At 59.0% G+C, this 19,642-nt stretch carries 18 protein-coding genes; 9 read left to right on the top strand and 9 right to left on the bottom strand.

What is annotated here, in order from left to right:
- Window positions 1-8 precede the first annotated feature (8 nt).
- The 3 genes from JQ631_RS30045 to JQ631_RS30035 all read right to left on the bottom strand — a co-directional run bounded on the left by JQ631_RS30045 (window position 9) and on the right by JQ631_RS30035 (window position 3,252).
- Window positions 9-443: a DUF6641 family protein gene (locus tag JQ631_RS30045; protein WP_249161251.1), complete on the bottom strand. Its 435-nt coding sequence runs from the start codon at window positions 441-443 to the stop codon at window positions 9-11.
- A 226-nt stretch (window positions 444-669) separates the two neighbouring features.
- Window positions 670-2,559 carry a recombinase family protein gene (locus JQ631_RS30040; RefSeq protein WP_283841834.1) on the bottom strand — a complete coding sequence of 630 codons (1,890 nt, stop codon included), beginning with the start codon at window positions 2,557-2,559 and terminating at the stop codon, window positions 670-672.
- A 330-nt stretch (window positions 2,560-2,889) separates the two neighbouring features.
- Window positions 2,890-3,252: a hypothetical protein gene (locus tag JQ631_RS30035; protein ID WP_212333123.1), complete on the bottom strand. Its 363-nt coding sequence runs from the start codon at window positions 3,250-3,252 to the stop codon at window positions 2,890-2,892.
- 273 nt (window positions 3,253-3,525) lie between these two features.
- On the opposite strand from JQ631_RS30035, the gene JQ631_RS30030 reads away from it, so the two are divergent.
- Window positions 3,526-3,942, top strand: coding sequence for a hypothetical protein (locus JQ631_RS30030; RefSeq protein WP_212333121.1), 417 nt, complete (start codon window positions 3,526-3,528; stop codon window positions 3,940-3,942).
- Window positions 3,943-3,976: 34 nt separating this feature from the next.
- Window positions 3,977-5,038 (top strand): hypothetical protein, encoded by a 1,062-nt coding sequence (locus tag JQ631_RS30025; protein WP_212333119.1) that lies wholly within the window; start codon window positions 3,977-3,979, stop codon window positions 5,036-5,038.
- 330 nt (window positions 5,039-5,368) lie between these two features.
- Here JQ631_RS30025 and JQ631_RS32650 read toward each other — a convergent pair whose 3' ends face one another.
- From JQ631_RS32650 to JQ631_RS30005, 5 genes are all read right to left on the bottom strand, one after another.
- Window positions 5,369-5,869, bottom strand: a complete 501-nt coding sequence (locus JQ631_RS32650; protein WP_433995535.1) for a rolling circle replication-associated protein — start codon at window positions 5,867-5,869, stop codon at window positions 5,369-5,371.
- Between the two features lie 222 nt (window positions 5,870-6,091).
- Window positions 6,092-7,153: a hypothetical protein gene (locus tag JQ631_RS30020; RefSeq protein ID WP_212333117.1), complete on the bottom strand. Its 1,062-nt coding sequence runs from the start codon at window positions 7,151-7,153 to the stop codon at window positions 6,092-6,094.
- Window positions 7,143-7,442, bottom strand: a complete 300-nt coding sequence (locus tag JQ631_RS30015) for a hypothetical protein (RefSeq protein WP_212333115.1) — start codon at window positions 7,440-7,442, stop codon at window positions 7,143-7,145. The genes JQ631_RS30020 and JQ631_RS30015 overlap by 11 nt, the downstream gene beginning before the upstream one ends.
- Window positions 7,443-9,174: 1,732 nt before the next feature.
- Window positions 9,175-9,510, bottom strand: a complete 336-nt coding sequence (locus tag JQ631_RS30010; RefSeq protein ID WP_212333113.1) for a GYD domain-containing protein — start codon at window positions 9,508-9,510, stop codon at window positions 9,175-9,177.
- A gap of 273 nt (window positions 9,511-9,783) precedes the next feature.
- Window positions 9,784-10,218: a MarR family winged helix-turn-helix transcriptional regulator gene (locus tag JQ631_RS30005; protein ID WP_212333110.1), complete on the bottom strand. Its 435-nt coding sequence runs from the start codon at window positions 10,216-10,218 to the stop codon at window positions 9,784-9,786.
- Between the two features lie 179 nt (window positions 10,219-10,397).
- Between JQ631_RS30005 and JQ631_RS30000 the strand changes: the two genes are divergently transcribed.
- From JQ631_RS30000 to JQ631_RS29970, 7 genes are all read left to right on the top strand, one after another.
- Complete coding sequence (locus JQ631_RS30000) at window positions 10,398-11,582, top strand: substrate-binding domain-containing protein (protein WP_212333108.1); 1,185 nt, start codon at window positions 10,398-10,400, stop codon at window positions 11,580-11,582.
- A 152-nt stretch (window positions 11,583-11,734) separates the two neighbouring features.
- Window positions 11,735-13,249 carry an amidase gene (locus JQ631_RS29995; RefSeq protein WP_212333106.1) on the top strand — a complete coding sequence of 505 codons (1,515 nt, stop codon included), beginning with the start codon at window positions 11,735-11,737 and terminating at the stop codon, window positions 13,247-13,249.
- A 99-nt stretch (window positions 13,250-13,348) separates the two neighbouring features.
- Window positions 13,349-14,206, top strand: a complete 858-nt coding sequence (locus JQ631_RS29990) for a branched-chain amino acid ABC transporter permease (protein WP_212333104.1) — start codon at window positions 13,349-13,351, stop codon at window positions 14,204-14,206.
- 4 nt (window positions 14,207-14,210) lie between these two features.
- Entirely contained in the window at window positions 14,211-15,428 is a 1,218-nt protein-coding gene (locus JQ631_RS29985) for a substrate-binding protein (protein WP_212333103.1), read from the top strand.
- Between the two features lie 19 nt (window positions 15,429-15,447).
- Complete coding sequence (locus JQ631_RS29980; protein WP_212333101.1) at window positions 15,448-16,542, top strand: branched-chain amino acid ABC transporter permease; 1,095 nt, start codon at window positions 15,448-15,450, stop codon at window positions 16,540-16,542.
- Window positions 16,529-17,263: an ABC transporter ATP-binding protein gene (locus JQ631_RS29975; RefSeq protein ID WP_212333099.1), complete on the top strand. Its 735-nt coding sequence runs from the start codon at window positions 16,529-16,531 to the stop codon at window positions 17,261-17,263. Before JQ631_RS29980 ends, JQ631_RS29975 begins: the two co-directional genes overlap by 14 nt.
- Complete coding sequence (locus tag JQ631_RS29970) at window positions 17,256-17,951, top strand: branched-chain amino acid ABC transporter ATP-binding protein (RefSeq protein WP_212333097.1); 696 nt, start codon at window positions 17,256-17,258, stop codon at window positions 17,949-17,951. Before JQ631_RS29975 ends, JQ631_RS29970 begins: the two co-directional genes overlap by 8 nt.
- A 22-nt stretch (window positions 17,952-17,973) precedes the next feature.
- Here JQ631_RS29970 and JQ631_RS29965 read toward each other — a convergent pair whose 3' ends face one another.
- A complete protein-coding gene (locus JQ631_RS29965) occupies window positions 17,974-19,494 on the bottom strand; it encodes a L,D-transpeptidase family protein (RefSeq protein WP_249161247.1) in 1,521 nt (506 codons plus the stop codon).
- Window positions 19,495-19,642: the final 148 nt, after the last annotated feature.

Here is a 19,642-nt window from a genome sequence, read left to right as displayed (position 1 = left end):
TAGTGCAGTCAAGCGATCTTCCGAGTGGGCACCGATCTCGGTCCCTTGCCTTCGCTCAGCTGAGGGTCAAGCTCGCCCGCCCGCACGGCCTTGATGAGCGAATCGATCACCGCAGGCAGCTTCTCCAGCGAGCCTACAGCGATGGCCGCCTTACCCTTCTCGAACTCGATGCGCTTCGAGCCGACCTTCATTGTCATGACCACGCTGCCGCTCGGGTCCTGTTGCCACCACTTGCTCGCACGGAGCGGCTTCTCGACGAGCACCTTCTCCCCGTCTTCCCTCTTTTCCCAACGCTTGATACGCCGCTGGTAGGTCGGATCGGCGAGCAGCTTCTTTTGATCTTCCAAGCGGGAAACCATGCGTTCCCGCTTGATAATCAATGGGTCAGAAATGACCTTGGGCTGCGGGACGAACGTGAGCGACTTGAGGATTGAGGTCGACATAGCGGGCTCCTGGCTGTTGGATTGCACTAACGCCAATCCGACATACAGCCTTCGATCGAACGGTCGAGCCAGAAAAGGCAGTCGGCAGCAAGCTGGTTGCCCAGATACAAGAGAAGCTTTGCTCTAGCACACGCAGGCATTTCTTTTGCTACTCTAAAGTGTGAGGAGTGCCTGCTGGTTGCTTTCGGGCCGGCTTTGGAGCCATCGGAGACGTCCGAACGAGCAACTAACTTGTCTTCTCTGACATTTCTTGGAGCGGCAAACCAAAACGAACAAGCTTGCCCTTTAAGGCGACTATGCCCGCAAGCCGGTACGCTTCCCGGAGCGAACCGAAATGGTTGATGACGCAATCTGCCGAAGGCAGTGACGGCTCCGCATTAATCAGAAGAGCCGAAATCACTCCTTTCTTCTGCACCAAGGATTTTAGGCCGGCCAGAATATCATCCGACCGGTAGTGAAGTCCGATGCGTTGATCTGGATGACGGCGTCGCCTCCCAATAGTTGGCTTGCCATCTCGCTTCCTCTTGCAAGCAGCCAACATGCGCTCCGAATGGGTTGGGACCGGTATGTCGGCAAACCTCCTTGCGTTATCGAGAGAGCCAAATCGTTTGCAGTAATAGTCAGCACTGGGTGCGGCTTCATTTTGATTAATCACATTTGCAGTTAAATACCCAGCCTTTCTGTGCAGTTTGCGCAGGGCCCGGGCCAACTCCTCCTTTGTCCAACGAACTCCTTGATAGAGTTCATCGCATCCTGCCGCCCTTCGCTGCTTCCACGCACGCTTTTGCGTTTGGCTATGAGGAACAATGGGCAAACCGGCTCGCCGGGTCGCTTCAGACAGAGTACCGAACCGTCTCCTAACAAACGCCGCGGATGGCAGATAGGCACAGCTGTCGATTAGGCGGTTCGAAACAAATCCATTGGCTGCATGAATCTTTTGCAAGCCGGCAAAGAGCGCCTTTTCGCCCCAGAACTTTCCGTTCATCCCAAACTGCTGTTTAAACTCGGGCACGTAGCCGATCGCAGCATAAGCAGCGTCGAGTGATCCATAATGATTCACCACCGTTTCGTGACACGGTGCGTTCTCCGATTGATTGATTATTAGTTCAGTAAGACGACCTTTCTCAGCAAGTAGGGTCCGCAAGGAAGCCGCTATCGATTGCTTATCCCATCGCACCGGGAGCTGAGCGAGTCGCTGTTGAGCTTTTTTGAATTGCCTGATCGAAACAACGGGCTTGAAAGCCGCGAACCTCGCCCACAGCTCCTCAGGGTTCTTCTTAGAGGGAGCCTGCAATCGCGTCGTTGTCACATTGTAGGTCATTTGACCAATGCAAAGTTCGCAAGAAAGAATATGCCGGACAGCCTGATGGCCCAATGGTTTTCCTCCGTAGCCGGGTATTCCTTTCTTAGACAGCCTCCTCGCAATCTCGGCAACCGATAGCTTTTGCTGCACAAACAGTCTGAATATCCGCCGTATTACGGCGAGCTCTTCGGATGGTCCGGGGACAATAACCACCTTGTCTGAGCTAAGGGCTTTCCTTTGTCCTGCATTTAGGATCTGTCGGGGATTACGAGAAGCGTCGACAAGAAGCCTACGAAATCCATACGTGAGGCTTCCACCTTGGCGAAAGCCTAGCAAGGCTTGCTGACGGTGAGCACGGCAGACCTTTGCAGACAGCTCACGGCTATATTCGCTGGCCATCACCCGCTTCAAATGCTTCACAATGGTGGTGGCGGGTACGACGTCGTTTTCGAATGGCTCACCGCAATAGATTACGGGAACGCCAGCTTGCCGGCAGAGAAACTCATAGTGACCGGCCTGATCTGGATTCTGAAACCGTCCCCATCGGCTAACATCGAGGACCAGAATAGCATCAAAGGGACGTCGCGGTGAAAGCGCATCGGAAAGCAGTTGCCGTAAAGCTTCCCTACCTTTTAGCGAAAGACCGCTCTTTCCAGCATCTCTGTACGATGCCACGATCTTATAACCATGCTTCTGAGCGTACTCGGCAATGGCGTTCTGCTGGTTTTCGGTAGAATAGCGTTGGACGTCGGAAGACATGCGCAGATACTGCGCCGCTCTTGTGAGATCCGGGACCTCTGGTCTATTGGTCATTGAAGGGCGCATGCGGGCATGATTTGCCGCCAACACAAGTCTAAGTAGACTACGCCCGATCGGCCAAGGCGTCTAGCAACTCTAAGCGAGCTTCTGCTCAAGCCCGGGCCTGGGGGGACCGCCTGCCTTGTGAAGCCGACCTCAAAGATTGTCGAACCTGGCTACTCCGCCGGGTGAGCCATCGTCTCAAATCATAGCGACGAAGCTGGAACTCCGAGGATCGGAGAACTCCAGGGATGGAACTTACGGCTCCAGCTGTCCCTCAAGCGCCATCAACTCACCTGCCAAACAGGCCATTCGACTGAAATGTTGGCGGAAGTCGCTGGGGGTCTAGGTGAATATCTTGTGCTCCAATTTGTCCCGTGCAGCTGTTCTAATGAATGTTACGTCGCTGGTCTCTGTCGCCAAAAAGCGGGAGTGAATAATGTTCTGTCGATGTGGGTCATTCTGGCCTCTAACACGCTTCAGCAGCTTTTGCGTAGCGTCGAGGTTGTCCTTCGAAAAGTTGGCATCGATGGCGGCAAGCACTAGAGCCACCTTCTTAGCAAAATCGAGTGTGCTGGTAACTACGGCAGCTGTCGTGCCATCAATGCCTAGCACCTTCGCTACACAGGAGTTGAGAGCTCCCTCTATGTTGGCGAAATGGAACTGAAACTCGCCCACGAGGGCAAAGGCGTTTTCACAGCCCGGCATCGATCTCGTCCTCCGAAAGTACTTCGAACTCCCCACTGAACTCTAACTCAATGCCGACCAAGACTGATAACTTCCGGCTCGCCGGCGGAAAGTCACTTCACGGATACACGTTGTTGATTTCAGCTGGGGGCGCCATGGATCAACCACATCAGTGGGCTGCGGTAGTACAGCCGAATGAACAGCACACTTCACCGTGATCCACACAGCCTGCCCGATTTTAAATGAGCGCTAAATAGTCTCGTAAGCGGCACTCCGCCGCTATGGAGACTCAAAATGAAATATGAAAGAACGGCATGGCCCGAAGAGGTGCCGGCGGCAATCAAGCTGCCGGCTATCGCCAATAAGGCCATATCCAAGCGCAGCAACCACAAACCGGTTTTCCCAACTGACCAGGACATTATCCTTTGGCTTAGCAAGAATGCACCTTCGAACTTCGACGAGCTTATCGAGATCCGCTACTCGCTCTATCACCGATGCAATGGGGGCGGATACCGTGTGAAGAGATTGGACGACGAGGAGCTCAGGATCGCAGGGCGCAATGGCTCGTTGCACATCATTAGCAATCAGGCCCGGCGATTCTTGCTTACTAAGCTGCGAGAGCTAGCAAAGGAAAGTGGATGGCGAGGCGCCTTGCCAAAGATCCGCCCCGCAAGGACAGTGCTTCAGCCTAAACCAACCAATATCTGCTAGTCTCGGTTTTATGGATGCAACCCGGGATGATTCGATGTTCAGGGGAAAAACCGCCTTTGTGATCGGTGCAGGTGCCGGCGTAGACATTTCGATGCCAACTGGTAAGGCGTTGATTGAAGAGATTGAGAAGCGGCTCACGTTCGGGCGAGCCGAGCAAGGGAGTAGGCGAGGGCTGAACGGCGAGCGTCTAAATGATGCGATACTTAGAGCATCTGCAATGCGAAAGATCGATACCAAGCAGCTTTTTGGTGCCGCTGCATCAATCGCCCAAGGGGCCCACCACATGGGCTCTATCGATACTTATATCCATGCACACGGTCATAATGAGCTAATCAAGCTCGTTGGTAAAATGGCTATCGTGGACGTGATTTTGGACTATGAGAGGAAGTGTGACGTCTTTATCGATTGGACAAAGCATCCGTTCAATTTCAAGAACGAGGAGAAGGTGCGCAAGTCCTGGCTGGCCACCTTCATGAACAGCCTGGTCCAGGGTGTGACTGTGCAAGGAAGCCTTGACAGCATTTTCAACAGCATCGCCATCATCAATTTCAACTACGACCGATGTGTCGAACAGTACCTATGGAAGTCGCTTCAACGGAGCTTCGGTGTGCCTGAGGAGAGAGCATCCGAGCTTATGTCGAAGCTGGTGATCCACCACCCTTATGGCGCAATCGCCGACTTAAAATGGAAGGGCGTCGCAAACGGGTTGCATCTTGGTGGCGATCCTCATGACGAGTACTGCGTCGATATCGACCTGCTATCGCAGGGCATCAAGACCTTTAACGAGGAAGTATCGGGTGGCGGTGCGATAGAAGAAGTGCGAACGTTCCTGGAAGAAGCCAAGCACGTCGTATTCCTTGGCTTCCACTTTCATCGGCAAAATGTTGAGCTTATTGCGCCGAAATCTCACGGCAGGAAGATCGGAGTGAAGCACGCTTACGCTTCGACATACGGACGAAGTGCCCCCGAAAAAGCTGTCATCGAGAGCCAAGTCAACGCAATGTTCCACGAGACGGCGCAGGAGGTATGGTCACATCTCGACATTCTCGAATGCGGCAAGCTATTGGCCGACTACGGCACCACATTCGCCGCATAATTTGGTAGCCGCTTTTGGCCGCCTAAACTCATCAATCGACGTCTACCGAAGTTCACCTAACGACGGTCGTCATCATCAATGGATGGCAACTTAGGTGTCCTAGTCAACAAGGCGCCAAGAAGCATTCGCTCACGGCGCTCGCTCATGTTCACTGCCGTTCACGGAATCCGTGTTTACACCACTTTGGTAAGCAGCCATTGGGCCATCAGTATCCTGTGGATACGATGGCCGTGGCCAGTCATGATGTCTACGGAAGTCATGGACCATCAATAAAGCCGAACGGCTGCTCGGCCTTTTGATGGCGACGAAACGAACGGTCCGAGGGAGCGACTAAGCGCTTGCAATCGGGTTGTGGAGTGCCTCGACGTCCAGGCAGTCCAGGAAATCCTCAAAAACTTCCTTAGTTCGAAATTTGGTCATGTAGGGGAGCCAACCGCTATCGGCCTGGGCGCAAACATGGCCATGACCATAGCCAAGTGGAGTTTGCTCCCATTGCTTTACTGCCCGTTCGGCTAGGGATTCCCCGTCCATAAACTCGGGTGGTTCGATTGCAACGTGATAATGCCATCGGCCCGATGCAGGGTGCTCCAAGATGGGAATGATTCGGAGACGTTTCTTATGATGCCGATGTGCGGCTCCGTAGACCTCCCTATTTAGAGAGTTGCAGAACCGCTTGAACGTCTTCTTGCAAGCCTGTTCGTCGACAAGAGCGAAACCGCCATTTGGCGTAGGCACTGACTGCTTCAGATTCAACGTTAGTGCGACGACCGCCCGCCAGTGCGTGGTGTCGCATACAGCCGTCAAGGCTTGTTGTTTCTCTCTGCTCTTCATTCTGCCTTGTCGGTCTTGACTTGCCATATTTATGCGGAACGGCTGCTTGCCGGCGCCGCATAAAACAGCCCTACGCACAAGCGAAGATGAAGGAGTACTCAAAGCCGATCTTTTGGGACAGACGAGCTTCAGAAGGCATCGGTTGGCCAACTCTCTGCTACCCATGATCGAACCGCCGAATGGTGCCAAGGCTCGTACCGATATTGTACTACCACGAGCTCATTAAATCGAGCTTTCGTCCTTATCACCCGACTGCTCCACAACACCCTCCGTCTCAGCAGTGCTCGGAGGATCTTCGGCAGGAGAACGTTCGCCGCTCTCGTCAGGAATGCCGTAGACATCAAATGCGGCTGCTCGGATCAACTCGAATTCCTTTTCCCGCCCGATATGTGCAAGCACGCTTTGCACCCGTTCGATGTCAGCGCTGTGGTCGATCCAGATGTCCCCAAAGGCGGCTGCAGGGTTCTTCTTGAGATAGGAGGGAGTCTCGCCGCTGTATGATTTCAGCTTCTGCCGCTTTTGGCTGACGAAATGATCAACGACCTTTCTGCCCTCCTCCCGGATGTGCTGCAGAGCGTGCTCTCGATCGGTCATGTATTTGTCCGTTGGAAACACGACTTCCATGCTGAATTCGGCGCCCATCATCTTCAGCCTGTTCCGAAACTCTTCCTCCACCTCTTTGTCGAGCGGCAAAACTGAGAGGGGCTTAAGAGCTGCGGCAAACGCTCTCGGCAGCTTTGAGACCTTCGGCTTGCCTATCTTCGGCTCTCTACGAACCTTAATCCACTGCTCCAATTCGCTCCGTCGCAATCCGCACCTCAAGATGCCGTCCTGGACAACTGCAGCAAAGTCGTCCTGGCTCAATTGCGACAGCAGATACAGTACCGTGAACTTCGGCGGGAGCTTATTGCGAATGTTTGGATCGTGGAGCCGGCAGTCCTGCCCAATCCTCACGTACTTCGAGAAACTTGGTGGCCGAAAAGGAAGATCCTTCAACAGCGCCTGTTTCTGGGCAGGGTCGAGCTGTGTCTCTGCCTTCAGACAAGCCGTTGCGGTTTCCATTATAGGTCCCAATCCGCCATTGTAAGCAGCAAATATTGCTGCTCGGTGATTGGGCACGGTGAATGATGACCAGAAGTCGTCTTCATCGCTGGTTCGATGCAACTCTCCTTCCGGTTCTGCCCCTGGCGCCACGCCACTTGGCCCGACTGCTTGAGCGGCCGTAGCGTCGACGTTTTCCTGACCCCTCTCAGCGATGCCTCGGGACTGATCCTCAGAGTACATCTTCACCGTACTCCTTCATGACTTGCACCCTCGCTCTATTTAGATCGCCAGCCTTTCCAGCCAGCTTGAGAAGGCCCTCGACCGTCTCAGGGGCGATATGTGCGACGACTTTCAGTCCGTAGAACATGCCACCTGCTTCAGTTTCCTTCAGCAGGAGCCTTTTGGCTTGTTTCTCGATCTCACAAATGCCTTGCTTCTTGGAGCGGGAGATCGAACGTTGCTGCACCTTCGATCCGCTCTCTTGAGTAGCCACAGCTCCGCCGTGGCCAGAATCGTTACCTCTGGTCATGTCAGTCCTCTGATCCGGTTGAATTGTGGTGTTGCGTCCTAACAATCACAGTGGACGATCACCATCGCCGACGAAAAGGATAAGGCGTCTCACGTAATCCGCAACCGGCCGATAGTTCGGCAAATCAGCAATAATGAAAGATCTTGACGACTAGTGGTTAGCGAGGGCCGATTTTCAGCGCCGCATTTTTGAACTCACCGGTGGCCTTCCTAAGGGCTTCTGCGACCCAATGAACTTTCTACCGCAGCCATATTCTCACGATTTTGTGATGAATGAATATTGCTTTAAAATCAACCAGAAGGGCCAAAAACTGGCGTTTGGCATGGGCGACCGAGAATATTTAGATCGAGCGAAGGATGGAGACATGGCGAGGTCCTCGTATCATCGATCTAGCTCGCCATGCGGGCGCTGTACAAAATGCCTGGCGGTCATCCTTAGTTGACATTTTACGTGGGGACATCACTTCAGAGAGACGAGCGGCAGAAGACCCAAGTGCCAAGGTACAATCCTGCGGTAGACCTTCAATCAATCGTTCAGCCGAACCATCACCATGGTGTAAGCGGCGAAGCCGCTGCGAAGCTCTTATTGGCTTCTGTGTAATTGGCGGCCGGTCGTTCACCTCGGCGACCGAAGCAACATCGGTCACCATCACCGTCACCATCATCTAACCGTCAACAATCGTCCTACGGACGATACTCACTACGTTCGTGGCTTTGATGTTGGAATCTAAATCTATGATCAAGTACCGTGGTCTATCTTGCAGTTGCCTTCAATCACACTTCAGCCGACGACGGCCAAAGCACGATCGAGAAGCTTGCATATAGCCCCGTCACACACCAATTTGAATCACCATTGCTGGTACGGGGCGGTTGAGCGATCTCCCGTTTACGTTCAGTTCCAACGCTAGTCTGTAGAGCCAATTGGTCGACGTCTACATCCTCGAGGGTCGCAGCGTTGCGTTGCCCTCATCGTGCTCGGGCCAAGGCCTTTGCTTTGAGTTGTTGCTTGGGTTTGTTCTCGCCGAACATTCTGTATTCCGTCTCACGCCAGACGTAACAGGGCGTCGAGATAGACCACGCCAAGTCGATAATGCGAGTGATGGTGCACCGGTTGAGATGCCGATGCTGGGCAGCCAGGTTGTAGGGCTACCGGGATTGTCGCTGCTATTTAGTCCTGCTCGGCACTGCAGACGAACAGTCTTGCCATGCAGGTCTGCATGTATAGAACGCCATCAAGCCAGCCATTTTTCTAATGGGCTTTCGGCCTCATCACCGTCCGAGCGACCATAGCAACGACCTCAGGCGGCAAGTATGATCGTACGCACCACTGAAGGGCTGCCCCAATTTCCCCGGTGAAACTCCCGGTCGCTACCCGCACCCCAAAACGCTAAAGCTACCCCGCACCCAAGACGAAGCCCGACGATGTGTTCGAGCTAGCTGCGGGGTCCGAGACACTGGGGCCAATCCGAAACGCATCAGAGACTCTGGGAGAGCAAGGGCACTCCATCAGCCCAAGATGCACAGAAGAAGGCGCAGGGTTCTCGACAAAAGATTGACAGCGCCCGTGGCAGGACTGCAGGCTGTTGAAACTACTCCGCAATTTTACTTCCGTTGGAAGTTCAAGCACTGCCACGGGCGGTACGCGTAATGGCGCGAGCTTGTCTCGGCGTGATGCCCCGGCTCGACTTGATCGGGGCATCTGTTACGCCACTTCATGAACCCATGCGCGATCTCTAGCTGCCGGGCGGCCGATACTTGCCCCGCAGTTCGGTCGCCTTCAGCCGAACCTGCATGATTTCGTCCTGCGTCCACAGGCGCTTGAGGGTGACGTTGTGGATCGCACCCGATGCGACCACGGTGCCCGAAATGGCCGGCGCAGCAGTGGGGTCCGGCACGTCGAAGATGACCAGCACGCCGGGGCCTTCGGCAGCTGTGCTGTACATCGAAATCAGTTTACCGCCCGCAGCTTCGATCAGAGCCTTGGCCGCCTCGTAGCGATTGGTCTTGGGATTCTCCATGATGCTGTTGAGCGATTTTGGCGTGTACTGTCCTGTCATACAGAAATGCATGATGACTTCTCCTCTCGGGAGCGAGTGATGGATGAAATGTATGCAGTCCATCCGGCGCGATGAAAAAGCGCCGGTTCAAAACAGATCAATGAAGGATTGCGTGCCCTGCCGTGGGCAAATTGCCGCTAACAATCTATCGGGCCTTCGGCACTGCCCTGTGGCGGCTGCGGCAAACGTTACATCAGTCAATCATCATGCGGAAGGGCGACGAAATGTCCCTGCGTACGCCGGCCGCCATTTGCATGCCGGCACGCTCCTTTGCGCGGTTTCGCCTCAATTCGAACTGTCGATCAAGCTCTCCAGCAACCGCTTGAGTTCGCTGGTCGACTTGTCGCCGTAGCTCTCCAGGATGTGCTCCTCCTGGTCCACCGCGAGCGAGTTGAGCTTCTTGCACAGCACCTTGCCGCGGTCGGAGATGAACATCAGCACCTTGCGGCGGTCGTTCGGATCCTGCACGCGATAGACCAGCGCGTCCGAGACCATGCGGTCGATCATCTTGGTCAGGGTCGGATGATTGAGCAGCACGGCGTCCGCGAGTTCGCCCATCGAATGACCATCGCCATCGGAGAGAACTTTCAGGATGCGCCACTGCTCGACGGGAACACCTTCCTTGCTCAACCTGAGTTCGAGTTGCCGGTTGATCTCGCGGTTAGCTTGCGCGAGCAGATAAGTAAGGTGTTCGGTGATGGGGGTGTTCGGTTTTGCCACGGCTAAGACTTCGGCTTGACCCAAATGAGTGAATGTCTTGCAATCAATGCTGCTTCTATATGCACTTCAATTGTTGAATATTCAATATTTTCAAAATAGGATGATTGCCTAACAAAAGGGCGAAGGCCGCGGTCGCCCGAAGAATATGCTTTCAGGTCTGGTGCCAGACAGGAGTTGGCGTGCGCGCGACGGTAAACTTCCCGGCTCACGACGGCCCGGCGTTGCCGCCGTCGATGCTGCTCAGGAATCTGTCGTCATCGGCGGCTGGTGGTGCGTTGTCGCCGAGCGACGACGCGCTTTTCCGACGACGCGGCACCAACAAGCTGCGGGTCGGCTGTTTCATCTGCTGCAGCGGTTCGCCCGGCATCTGGGGGCCATGCGCCACCAACACCGCGCAGCTCGCCGTCGCCGAGATCAACAAGCGCGGCGGCATTCTGGGGCGCGAGATCGAGTTGTCGATCTATGATGCCGGCGGCCCGCTTGATGGTGTCCTTGATCGTGCCGAGCAGGCGGTGGTCGACGATGAGATCGATCTCATCATCGGCATGCACACCAGCGCGGTTCGCGTCGCGCTCCGCAAGATCACCACCGAGAACCGCATCCCCTACATCTACACGCCTGTCTATGAAGGCGGCGAACTGACGCCGGGCGTCATGGCGATCGGCGAGACGCCGCGTTGGCAGAGCCGGCCATCGATCCACTGGCTGGCCGACGTCAAGAAAGCGGCGCGCTGGTACCTGATCGGCAGCGACTATGTCTGGCCCTGGCAGTCGCATCGCGCGGTGAAGCGCTACATCAAGGAAACCGGCGGACGGGTTGTGGGCGAGGAGTTTGTGCCGCTCGGCGAGGACAATCACGAGGCTCATCTGGAGCGCATCCGCGCGGCCCGACCGGACGTCGTCCTGATCTCGCTGATCGGTACCGACAGCATCACCTTCAATCGCGCGTTCGGCGAGTGCGGACTTGCGGCAACGACGCTGCGGCTCGCCGGCGCGATGGACGAGACCGTGCTGCTCGGCATCGGTGCGGACAACAGCGAGAACATGTTCTGCGCCTCCGGCTATTTCCCCGGTGTCGGTTCGCGCGCCAACGATGATTTTCAGATTCGCTACCACCAGATGTTTGGGCCGAACGCCGCGCCGATCGGCTCGCTCGGCCAGTCCAGCTATGAAGGCCTGCGCTTTCTCGAAGCGGTCGCAAACAAGGCCGGCTCGCTGTCGATGACGCCGATGCTCGCGGCCGGCCGCAACATCGTCTACGGCGGCGCGCGCGGCCCGGTCGTCATTCGCAACGGTCACGCCCGGATGCAGATGTATCTCGCCGAAGCCGACGGTCTCGACTTCAAGCTGATCAAGCCGGTCTGACTCCGGCGCGGCGATCTCGCACACGGCTCAATCCAAAACAATACTTGAAAAGGAAAATATTTCCGTTTTGAATGTTTTGGCGAGGCCCGTGTGTGCGTCGCGCCGGGCCGGCCACGCCCAATGTTCGTTTCAAGAAACTTCAGGAGAGCGCCGTGACAGTTGTCCTTCCCACGCCCGCCCAGCTTCGCGATGTCGCCAGGCAGTGCGGCCTTTCGCTCACCGACGACGATGTCGCCTCGTTCCGTGGCCTGATGCAAGGCTCCATCGAAGCCTACAATCTCGTTGGCGCGATGCCGGACGAGGTGCCGGAGGTCAAATATCCGCGCACGCCCGGCTACCAGCCGTCGGCCGAGGAGAATCCGCGCAACGCCTGGTATCGCAAGTCGACGGTGAAGGGCGCAGCCAGCGGCAAGCTCAAGGGCAAGACCGTCGCGCTGAAGGACAATATCATGCTCGCCGGCGTTCCCATGATGAACGGCTCGACGACGCTCGAGGGCTACGTTCCGGATTTCGACGCCACCATCGTCACGCGCATGCTGGACGCCGGCGCCGAGATCGCAGGCAAAGTGCATTGCGAAAACTTCTGCATGTCCGGCGGCAGTCACACCAACGCGGTCGGCGCCGTCCATAATCCCTACAAGATGGGCTATTCGGCCGGCGGCTCCTCCTCTGGCAGCGGCGTCGTCGTTGCGCTCGGCGAGGTCGACATGGCGATCGGCGGCGACCAGGGTGGCTCGATCCGCATGCCGTCCTCGTTCTGCGGCACTTACGGCATGAAGCCGACCTGGGGCCTCGTGCCCTACACCGGCATCATGCCGATCGAGATCTTCGTCGATCATACCGGCCCGATGACGGCCACCGTCGCCGACAACGCGCTGTTGCTCGAAGTGCTCGCCGGCGACGACGGTTACGATCCCCGCATCAAGGCCCCCAAGGTCGAGGAATACACCAAGGCTCTCGGCCAGGGTGTCAAGGGCATGAAGATCGGCATCCTGAAGGAAGGCTTCGAGCAGGCCACTGCGGAAGCCGCCGTCAACGAAAGCGTGCGCGAGGCCGCCAAGCGCTTCAAGGATCTCGGTGCCACCGTCGAGACCGTATCGATCCCGATGCACCTCCTCGGGCCCGCGATCTGGACGCCGATCGGCACCGAGGGCATGACCCAGACCATGATGTATGGCGACGGCTACGGCCTCTCCCGTGCCGACCTCTACTCCACCACGCTGATGGATTTCCATCGCGGCTGGCGGCGTCAGGCGGACTCGCTGTCCGAGACCACCAAGCTGTTCCTGATGCTCGGCACCTACATCAACAACACCTTCGGTCCCCGCTACTACGGCAAGGCGCTCAATATCTCGCGGCGCCTGACCGCGGCCTATGACAAGGCGTTTGGGGATTACGACCTCCTATTGCTGCCGACGACGCCAATGAAGGCAACCAAGCTGCCGGAGCCCACGGCCAGCCGCGAGGACTACATCGCCCGTGCGCTGGAGATGATCTCCAATACCGCGCCGTTCGACATCACCCATCATCCCGCGATGTCTCTGCCCTGCGGCATGGTCGACGGCTTGCCGGTCGGCCTGATGCTGGTCGGTCGCATGTTCGAGGAATCCACCATCTACCGCGCCGCCCATGCCTTCGAGCAGATCGGCGACTGGAAGAAGATGTAAGGGGCGTATTGATGCAGGCGGGGTGGGCTGCGGAGCGTTTTCGAGCGAAGTGGATGCCGGTTCGCGTCAAGAAAACGCGTCAAAACAAGAATCCAACGTATGGCTAACGCATTCGTCGCGGCCTTCGAAATCCTGAGCTTCGGCGCGATCATCGTCCTGATCGTGCTGGGGCTCGGGATCATCGCCAGCATGATGGGCATCTTCAATTTCGCGCAGGGCGAGTTCGTCCTGCTCGGGGCCTACATCACCTACCTCGCCTACGCCAACGGCCTGCCGATCTGGGCCGGCATGGTTGCTGCGCCCTTCCTTGTCGGCGCGCTCGGCTTCGTGCTGGAGGCATTGATCATCCGTCGCTTCTACGCCGCACCGATCGTGGCGATGCTCGGCACCTACGCGCTCGGCCTGATCATCCGCGAATCCGTGCGCGGCCTGATCGGCGGCTTCTATCTCACGGTGCCCGAGCCGATCGGCGGCTCGATCGACATCGGTACCATGCACATCTCGGCGTGGCGTTTCACCATCATCGTCATCACGACGCTGGTAATGGTCGGCTGCTATCTCCTGCTGTCGCGCACCAGCTTTGGCCTGCGCATGCGCGCCACGCTGGAGAACCCGTCGCTGGCACGGGCCTCGGGCATCTCCACGCCCTTGATGTATGGCGCCACCTTTGCGTTCGGCTCCGCGCTCGCGGGCCTTGCCGGCGCGCTGATCGTGCCGGTGTTCAGCCTCTACGCCGATCTCGGCATCCGCTTCCTGATCCAGGGCTTTGTCGCCGTCATGGTCGGCGGTGTCGGCTCCTTCATCGGCCCCGTCGCCGGCGCCGGCGTGATCGGCACGCTCAGCGCCGCGTTGCCGTGGATCATGGCGCCCGTGGTCGCCGACGTCCTCGTCTTCGTTCTCGCCATTGCCTTCATCAAGTTCCGGCCGCAGGGCCTCATCGCTGGAAAAGGGGTTTAATCACATGTTTGATCGCACGCAGCTTTCACGCCGCCGCTTTCTGTCCAATTTCGCTTTCGCCTCCGGCGCGGTCGCAACCGGTGTCGGCAGCTGGGTGATCCCAGCGCCCTGGGCCAATGCCGCCGAGGCTCCGATCAAGGTCGGAATCGCGACCGACCTCACCGGTCCGATCGCTTACGCCGGCAATGCCGACGCCAATGTCGCGAAAATGGTGATCAAGGAGATCAACGGCGCCGGCGGCCTGCTCGGCCGTCCGCTCGAGCTCTACATCGAGGACACCGCCTCGAACGAGTCGGTCGCGGTCGGCAACGTGCGAAAGCTGATCCAGCGCGACAAGGTCGACATGGTGCTCGGCGGCATCACCTCGTCGATGCGCAATGCGATCAAGGACCCGATCGTCGCGCGCGGCAAGACGCTCTACATCTACCCGCAGCTCTACGAAGGCAAGGAGTGCACGCCCTACCTGTTCTGCACCGGGCCGACGCCGGCGCAGCAATGCGACGAGTTCATCCCCTGGCTGGTCAAGAACGGCGGCAAGAAGTTCGCGCTGCCGAGCGCCAACTATGTCTGGCCGCACACGCTCAACGTCTATGCGCGCAAGGTGATCGAGGCGAACGGCGGCGAGGTGGTGTTCGAGGAATACTATCCGCTCGACCAGATCGACTTCTCCGCGACCGTCAACCGCATCATCTCCAACAAGGTCGACGTCGTCTTCAACACCGTCATTCCGCCCGGCGTCGGTCCGTTCTTCAAGCAGCTCTATGAAGCGGGCTTCCTCAAGAACGGCGGACGTCTTGCCTGCGTCTACTATGACGAGAACACGCTCAACATCAACCAGGCCGCCGAGATCGAGGGCCTTGCGAGCTGCCTCGACTATTTCAAGGTGCTGACCAAGGAGAACCCGTTCGACGCCAAGATCCAGACCGCCTACGAGAAGGATTTTCCGGGCAACTTCCTGTTCGCCGCCGGAAGTGCTGCGACCGGCACCTATCGCGGCCTCAAGCTGTGGGAAGCCGCCGTCAAGGAAGCCGGCAAGATCGATCGCGAGTCGGTCGCGGCGGCGCTCGACCACGCCAAGATCGCCGAAGGTCCGGGCGGGCCGGCCGAGATGGTGCCGGGCAAGCGGCACTGCAAGATGAAGATGTACACGGCGGTCGCCAAGGGCGGGAACTACGAGATCGTCGCGCGCAGCGAAGGTCTGGTCGATCCCAAGGAATGCTGAGAAGGAATGTTACGCTAGAATGCCGAAGTCGATGGGCGCAGTAAAGCAGGCGATCCCCGCCGAGATCGGCGGGGAGATGGACGTCGCAATGACTGAACACGGAGCGGCGGCGCAAGCCGTCGCGGGACGAAAAGTGTTGCCGATCGTGGAGGGCGTGGTGCTGGTCGCCGCGCTCGTCGCGCCGCTGGTGCTGCAGGATTACCTCACGGTGTTCGCGACACGCGTGATCATCCTCGCGCTGTTCGCGCTGTCGTTCGATCTGGTCTGGGGTTATGCCGGCATCATGAGCTTCGGCCAGGCCCTGTTCTTCGGCTCGGCAGGGTATGGCGTGGCGCTGCTCGCGCGCGACCTCGACATCACCAACATCCTCGTGGTGCTGCCGGCGGGGACGCTGATCGGCCTCACCTTTGCGCTGTTGCTCGGTGGATTCCTGCTGCTGGGCCGGCACCCTTCCAGCGTGATCTTCGTCTCGCTGGGGACCTTGACCGGCTCCTACGCCGCCGATCGTCTCGCGCGCGGCTGGTATTATCTCGGCGGCCAGAACGGCATCCCCTCGATCTCGTCGATGACGCTCGGGGGCTATGAATTCTCGGAAGGTCCGGTGTTCTATTATCTCGTGCTCGGCATCCTTGTCGTGGTCTACCTGCTCTGCCGCTTCCTGGTGCGCTCGCAGTTCGGCCTCGCGCTCGCCGGCCTGCGCGAGAACGAGCAGCGCATCGCCTTCTTCGGCTACAAGGCACAGCATTTGAAGGCGATCATCTTTGCGATCGGCGGCGCCATCGCAGGGCTCGCCGGCAGCCTCTATGCCTTCCACGAAGGTTTTGTCTGGCCCAACATGGTCGGCGTCGTCGTCTCGACGCAAGTGGTGCTCTACGTGCTGTTCGGCGGCTCCGGCACGCTGATCGGCGCCGTCATCGGCACCGTCATCGTCGAGGGCGTCAGCTTCTGGCTGTCGGATAATTACCGCGACGTCTGGCCGATCATTCTGGGATTGCTGCTGCTGCTCGTGATCCTGTTCCGGCCGCTCGGCCTGATCAGTTTCGTCCTCGGCGAGCGCGAGCGCGTCGGCAGCTTCGGTGCCAGGATCAAGGAGAATCGCGATGCCGCTCCTTGAGGCTGCGGGCATCTCGAAGATCTTCGGCAAGCTCACCGCGCTCGACGGCGCGGCGCTCACGGTCGGCGAGAACGAGTTTCACGGCCTGATCGGCCCGAACGGTTCCGGCAAGAGCACGCTGATGAAGTGCATCGCCGGCGCCGAGGCGCCGACGCAAGGCAAAGTCTCCTTCGTCAACGCCGACATCACCACGTTCACGCCGACCGAGCGGGCGCGCGCCGGCATGAGCCTGAAATTCCAGATCACATCAGTGCTACCGTCGCTGACGCTCTACGACAACATCCTGCTCGCGCTGCAGGCGCAGTCCTCACTGTTCGATCTCGTGTTCTCGCGCACGCGCGGTGCGCTGCACGATCAGGTCATGACCATGCTGACGCAGTTCCGCCTTGCGAATCGCGCCTTCGATGCGGCGGCTGCGCTGTCGCATGGCCAGCAGCAATGGCTGGAAATCGCGATGGCACTCGCCGGCAAACCGAAGCTGCTGCTGCTCGACGAGCCGACCGGTGGCATGAGCCTGGAGGAGCGCCGCGTCACGGGCGAGTTGCTGCAGCCGATCAAGCAGCATTGCTCGCTCGTCATCGTCGAGCACGATCTCGATTTCATCCGCGACATCTGCGATCGCTTGACCGTGCTCGACCAGGGCAAGGTGCTGGCATCGGGCACGGTGTCGGAGATCCAGGCCAACCAGTCCGTCCAGGAGATCTATCTGCGCCGTGCCTGAATTTTTGGACATCAAGCATCTCGACGCCGGCTACGGCCGCAGCCAGGTCCTGTTCGACGTCAACCTCGGCATTCCCTGGCGCGGCGGCGTCGCGGTGCTCGGGCGCAACGGCGCGGGCAAGACCACGCTGATGAAGACCATTGTCGGCGAACTGCCGGCATGGAAGGGCGAGGTCGGTTTCGACGGCCGCGACATCAGCCGCAGGCGGCCCGAGGAGCGCGTGCGCGCCGGCATCGGCTATGTGCCGCAGGAGCACTCGGTGTTCGCGCGCCTGTCGGTGCGCGACAATCTCGCGGTCGGCTCGCTCTTCAACAAGGATGCCGGCGCGGTCGACCGCGTGCTGACCATCTTCCCGAAACTCGGCCAGCGCCTCGACCAGCCCGCCGGCACGCTCTCCGGCGGCGAGCGCAAGATGCTCGCGATCGGCCGCGCCATGCTGGGCGATCCAAAACTGCTGCTGCTGGACGAGCCGACCGAAGGTGTCTGGATCGGCGTGATCGAGGAGATCACCGAACGCCTGATCGAGCTCGCCAAGACCATCGCCGTCATCATCGTCGAGCAGCACCTCGACCTTGCGCTGCGTGTCGCCGACTATGCCTATGTGCTGGATCGTGGCCGCGTCGCGCTGCAGGGCGCGGCGGGCGAGGTGAGGGGCAATCCGGAGCTGATGCGCTACCTGGCGCCGTAGCGGTTTAGCGCCGAGCGTCGGCCTATTTCACCGCGCCAAAGCGGCTGTCGAACGAGTTCGACGACACCACCGGGGCCGCGCCGGCCATCTGCGAGCCGCCAGCCGCGGCGTCGTTCGCCGGGAGCTTCGGCGCGGGACGCGTTGCGGCGACGACCTTGGTCTCGGCGGGCTTTGCCGGCTCAGCGGGCTTCGTGGCGACGGCGGGCTTGTCCTTCGCAGTATCGCGATGGATGAGGTGGCTCACTGCGGTCTTCAGCTTGGAGGCTGTGCTCGGTGCTGCGGGCGCTGGGGCGACCGAGGCGGTCGCTTGCGGCGGCGGCGTGGTCGCCGTCGTGTCGGCGGTGCCCATGCCCATCTTGCGGCTGAGATTGGAGAAGAAGCCGCCGGACTTCTCTGCAGGCGCTGCGGTCGCGACGCGGGTGTTGGTCGCGGGTGCGGCGACTGCGACGACCGGCTCTCCTTGCGGGGCGGCGGCGGTCGGCTCGAAGTTCGGCTTCGGCGGGTTGACGGTGCCGGGGATCGTGCCCGGCGCCTTCGACATCGCCAGCATCTGCAGCGTATTGCCTTCGGCGCCGTCCGACAGGCCGGTCGAGCCTTCCGGAATCTTCGCCGCGAAGACCTTGTTCATGCCGCCGTCGATGCCGGTGTTCATGCGCGCCACCGGCGTGCCCCTGGCGACGAGCTTGTTGTACTCGGCTTCGTCGCGCTGCTGCTTCTCGCGCACGGCGCTGGCGATGTCCTCGGGGACGATATAGGCCGGGCACTTGGCGGAAGCGTCGAACACGGGATCGCGCTTGGCGTCGGGGGCCTTGGCCGCGTCGAACACGTACTTCTTCTCGCAGAAATCGACCTTCGGCTCCTGCCGCGTCACCTCGAAATGATCATAGCCTTCCTTGATCATCTTCCAGAAGGCCATGTTCGGATTGTTGCGGTGCTTGGCCATGTTCACCGGCGTCATCCGGAAAGGATAGGCCTGGAACTGGAACGCCTTCTGACCGCCGAAGAAGGACTCGCGGCCGAGCGAATAGATCTCCGCGATCTGCTCGTCCGTCATCGCGTAGCAGCCGCGCGAGGAGCAATCGCCATGCACCATCAACTGCGAGCCGGTGCGTCCCAAAGCACGGTCGAACGCGTTGGGGAAACCGGTGTTGAACGAGAGGTAATAGGCCGACTGCGGATTCATCTGGCTCGGATTGATCGAGTAGAATCCTTCCGGCGCCTGGCGGTCGCCTTCGCGCACCTTCGGGCCGAGGTCGCCCGACCAGCGGCAGATCGGATAGGTCTTGAGCAAGGCGAACTGGCCGGAGCGGGTCTGCTTCCAGATCTCGAGCTCGGCTTCTGATTTGAACAGGCGGATCAGGATCGGCGAGTTCAGATCCATGTCCTTCTCGCCCATCGCAGCGACGAGCTTTGGGGGGACCGGTTGGTTGGCCTTGGCGTTGGTCGCCAGCGACACCTGATCGGTATCGCAGCCGGCAAGCACAATGCTGGCGGCAAGCGCAACCGAAGCCAAGAGCGCGCGAGCAAGCGAACGAGAATTCAAGATGGACCCCACAACGTGCCGGGCAAGGAGCGCGAACCCCAATCGTCGGGCATGGGCTGACCGGAATATCCGGACTTTGTCAGACCAAGCCCCAGCGCTTATGCCCTGAAGCCATTGATTAAAATTCTAACCTCCGGGCCTTGGGGTC

Source organism: Bradyrhizobium manausense, assembly GCF_018131105.1.
Classification (GTDB): Bacteria; Pseudomonadota; Alphaproteobacteria; order Rhizobiales; family Xanthobacteraceae; genus Bradyrhizobium; species Bradyrhizobium manausense_B.
Note: the sequence above shows the minus strand (reverse complement) of the source record. Positions and strands in the feature narration are given on the sequence as shown.

Bases quoted from the DNA above. Each gene is read 5' to 3' on its own strand.
- JQ631_RS30045 (WP_249161251.1), bottom strand. From the start codon at position 443: ATGTCGACCTCAATCCTCAAGTCGCTCACGTTCGTCCCGCAGCCCAAG.
- JQ631_RS30040 (WP_283841834.1), bottom strand. From the start codon at position 2,559: ATGACCAATAGACCAGAGGTCCCGGATCTCACAAGAGCGGCGCAGTAT.
- JQ631_RS30035 (WP_212333123.1), bottom strand. From the start codon at position 3,252: ATGCCGGGCTGTGAAAACGCCTTTGCCCTCGTGGGCGAGTTTCAGTTC.
- JQ631_RS30030 (WP_212333121.1), top strand. From the start codon at position 3,526: ATGAAATATGAAAGAACGGCATGGCCCGAAGAGGTGCCGGCGGCAATC.
- JQ631_RS30025 (WP_212333119.1), top strand. From the start codon at position 3,977: ATGTTCAGGGGAAAAACCGCCTTTGTGATCGGTGCAGGTGCCGGCGTA.
- JQ631_RS32650 (WP_433995535.1), bottom strand. From the start codon at position 5,869: ATGAAGAGCAGAGAGAAACAACAAGCCTTGACGGCTGTATGCGACACC.
- JQ631_RS30020 (WP_212333117.1), bottom strand. From the start codon at position 7,153: ATGTACTCTGAGGATCAGTCCCGAGGCATCGCTGAGAGGGGTCAGGAA.
- JQ631_RS30015 (WP_212333115.1), bottom strand. From the start codon at position 7,442: ATGACCAGAGGTAACGATTCTGGCCACGGCGGAGCTGTGGCTACTCAA.
- JQ631_RS30010 (WP_212333113.1), bottom strand. From the start codon at position 9,510: ATGCATTTCTGTATGACAGGACAGTACACGCCAAAATCGCTCAACAGC.
- JQ631_RS29990 (WP_212333104.1), top strand. From the start codon at position 13,349: ATGGCTAACGCATTCGTCGCGGCCTTCGAAATCCTGAGCTTCGGCGCG.
- JQ631_RS29985 (WP_212333103.1), top strand. From the start codon at position 14,211: ATGTTTGATCGCACGCAGCTTTCACGCCGCCGCTTTCTGTCCAATTTC.
- JQ631_RS29980 (WP_212333101.1), top strand. From the start codon at position 15,448: ATGCCGAAGTCGATGGGCGCAGTAAAGCAGGCGATCCCCGCCGAGATC.
- JQ631_RS29975 (WP_212333099.1), top strand. From the start codon at position 16,529: ATGCCGCTCCTTGAGGCTGCGGGCATCTCGAAGATCTTCGGCAAGCTC.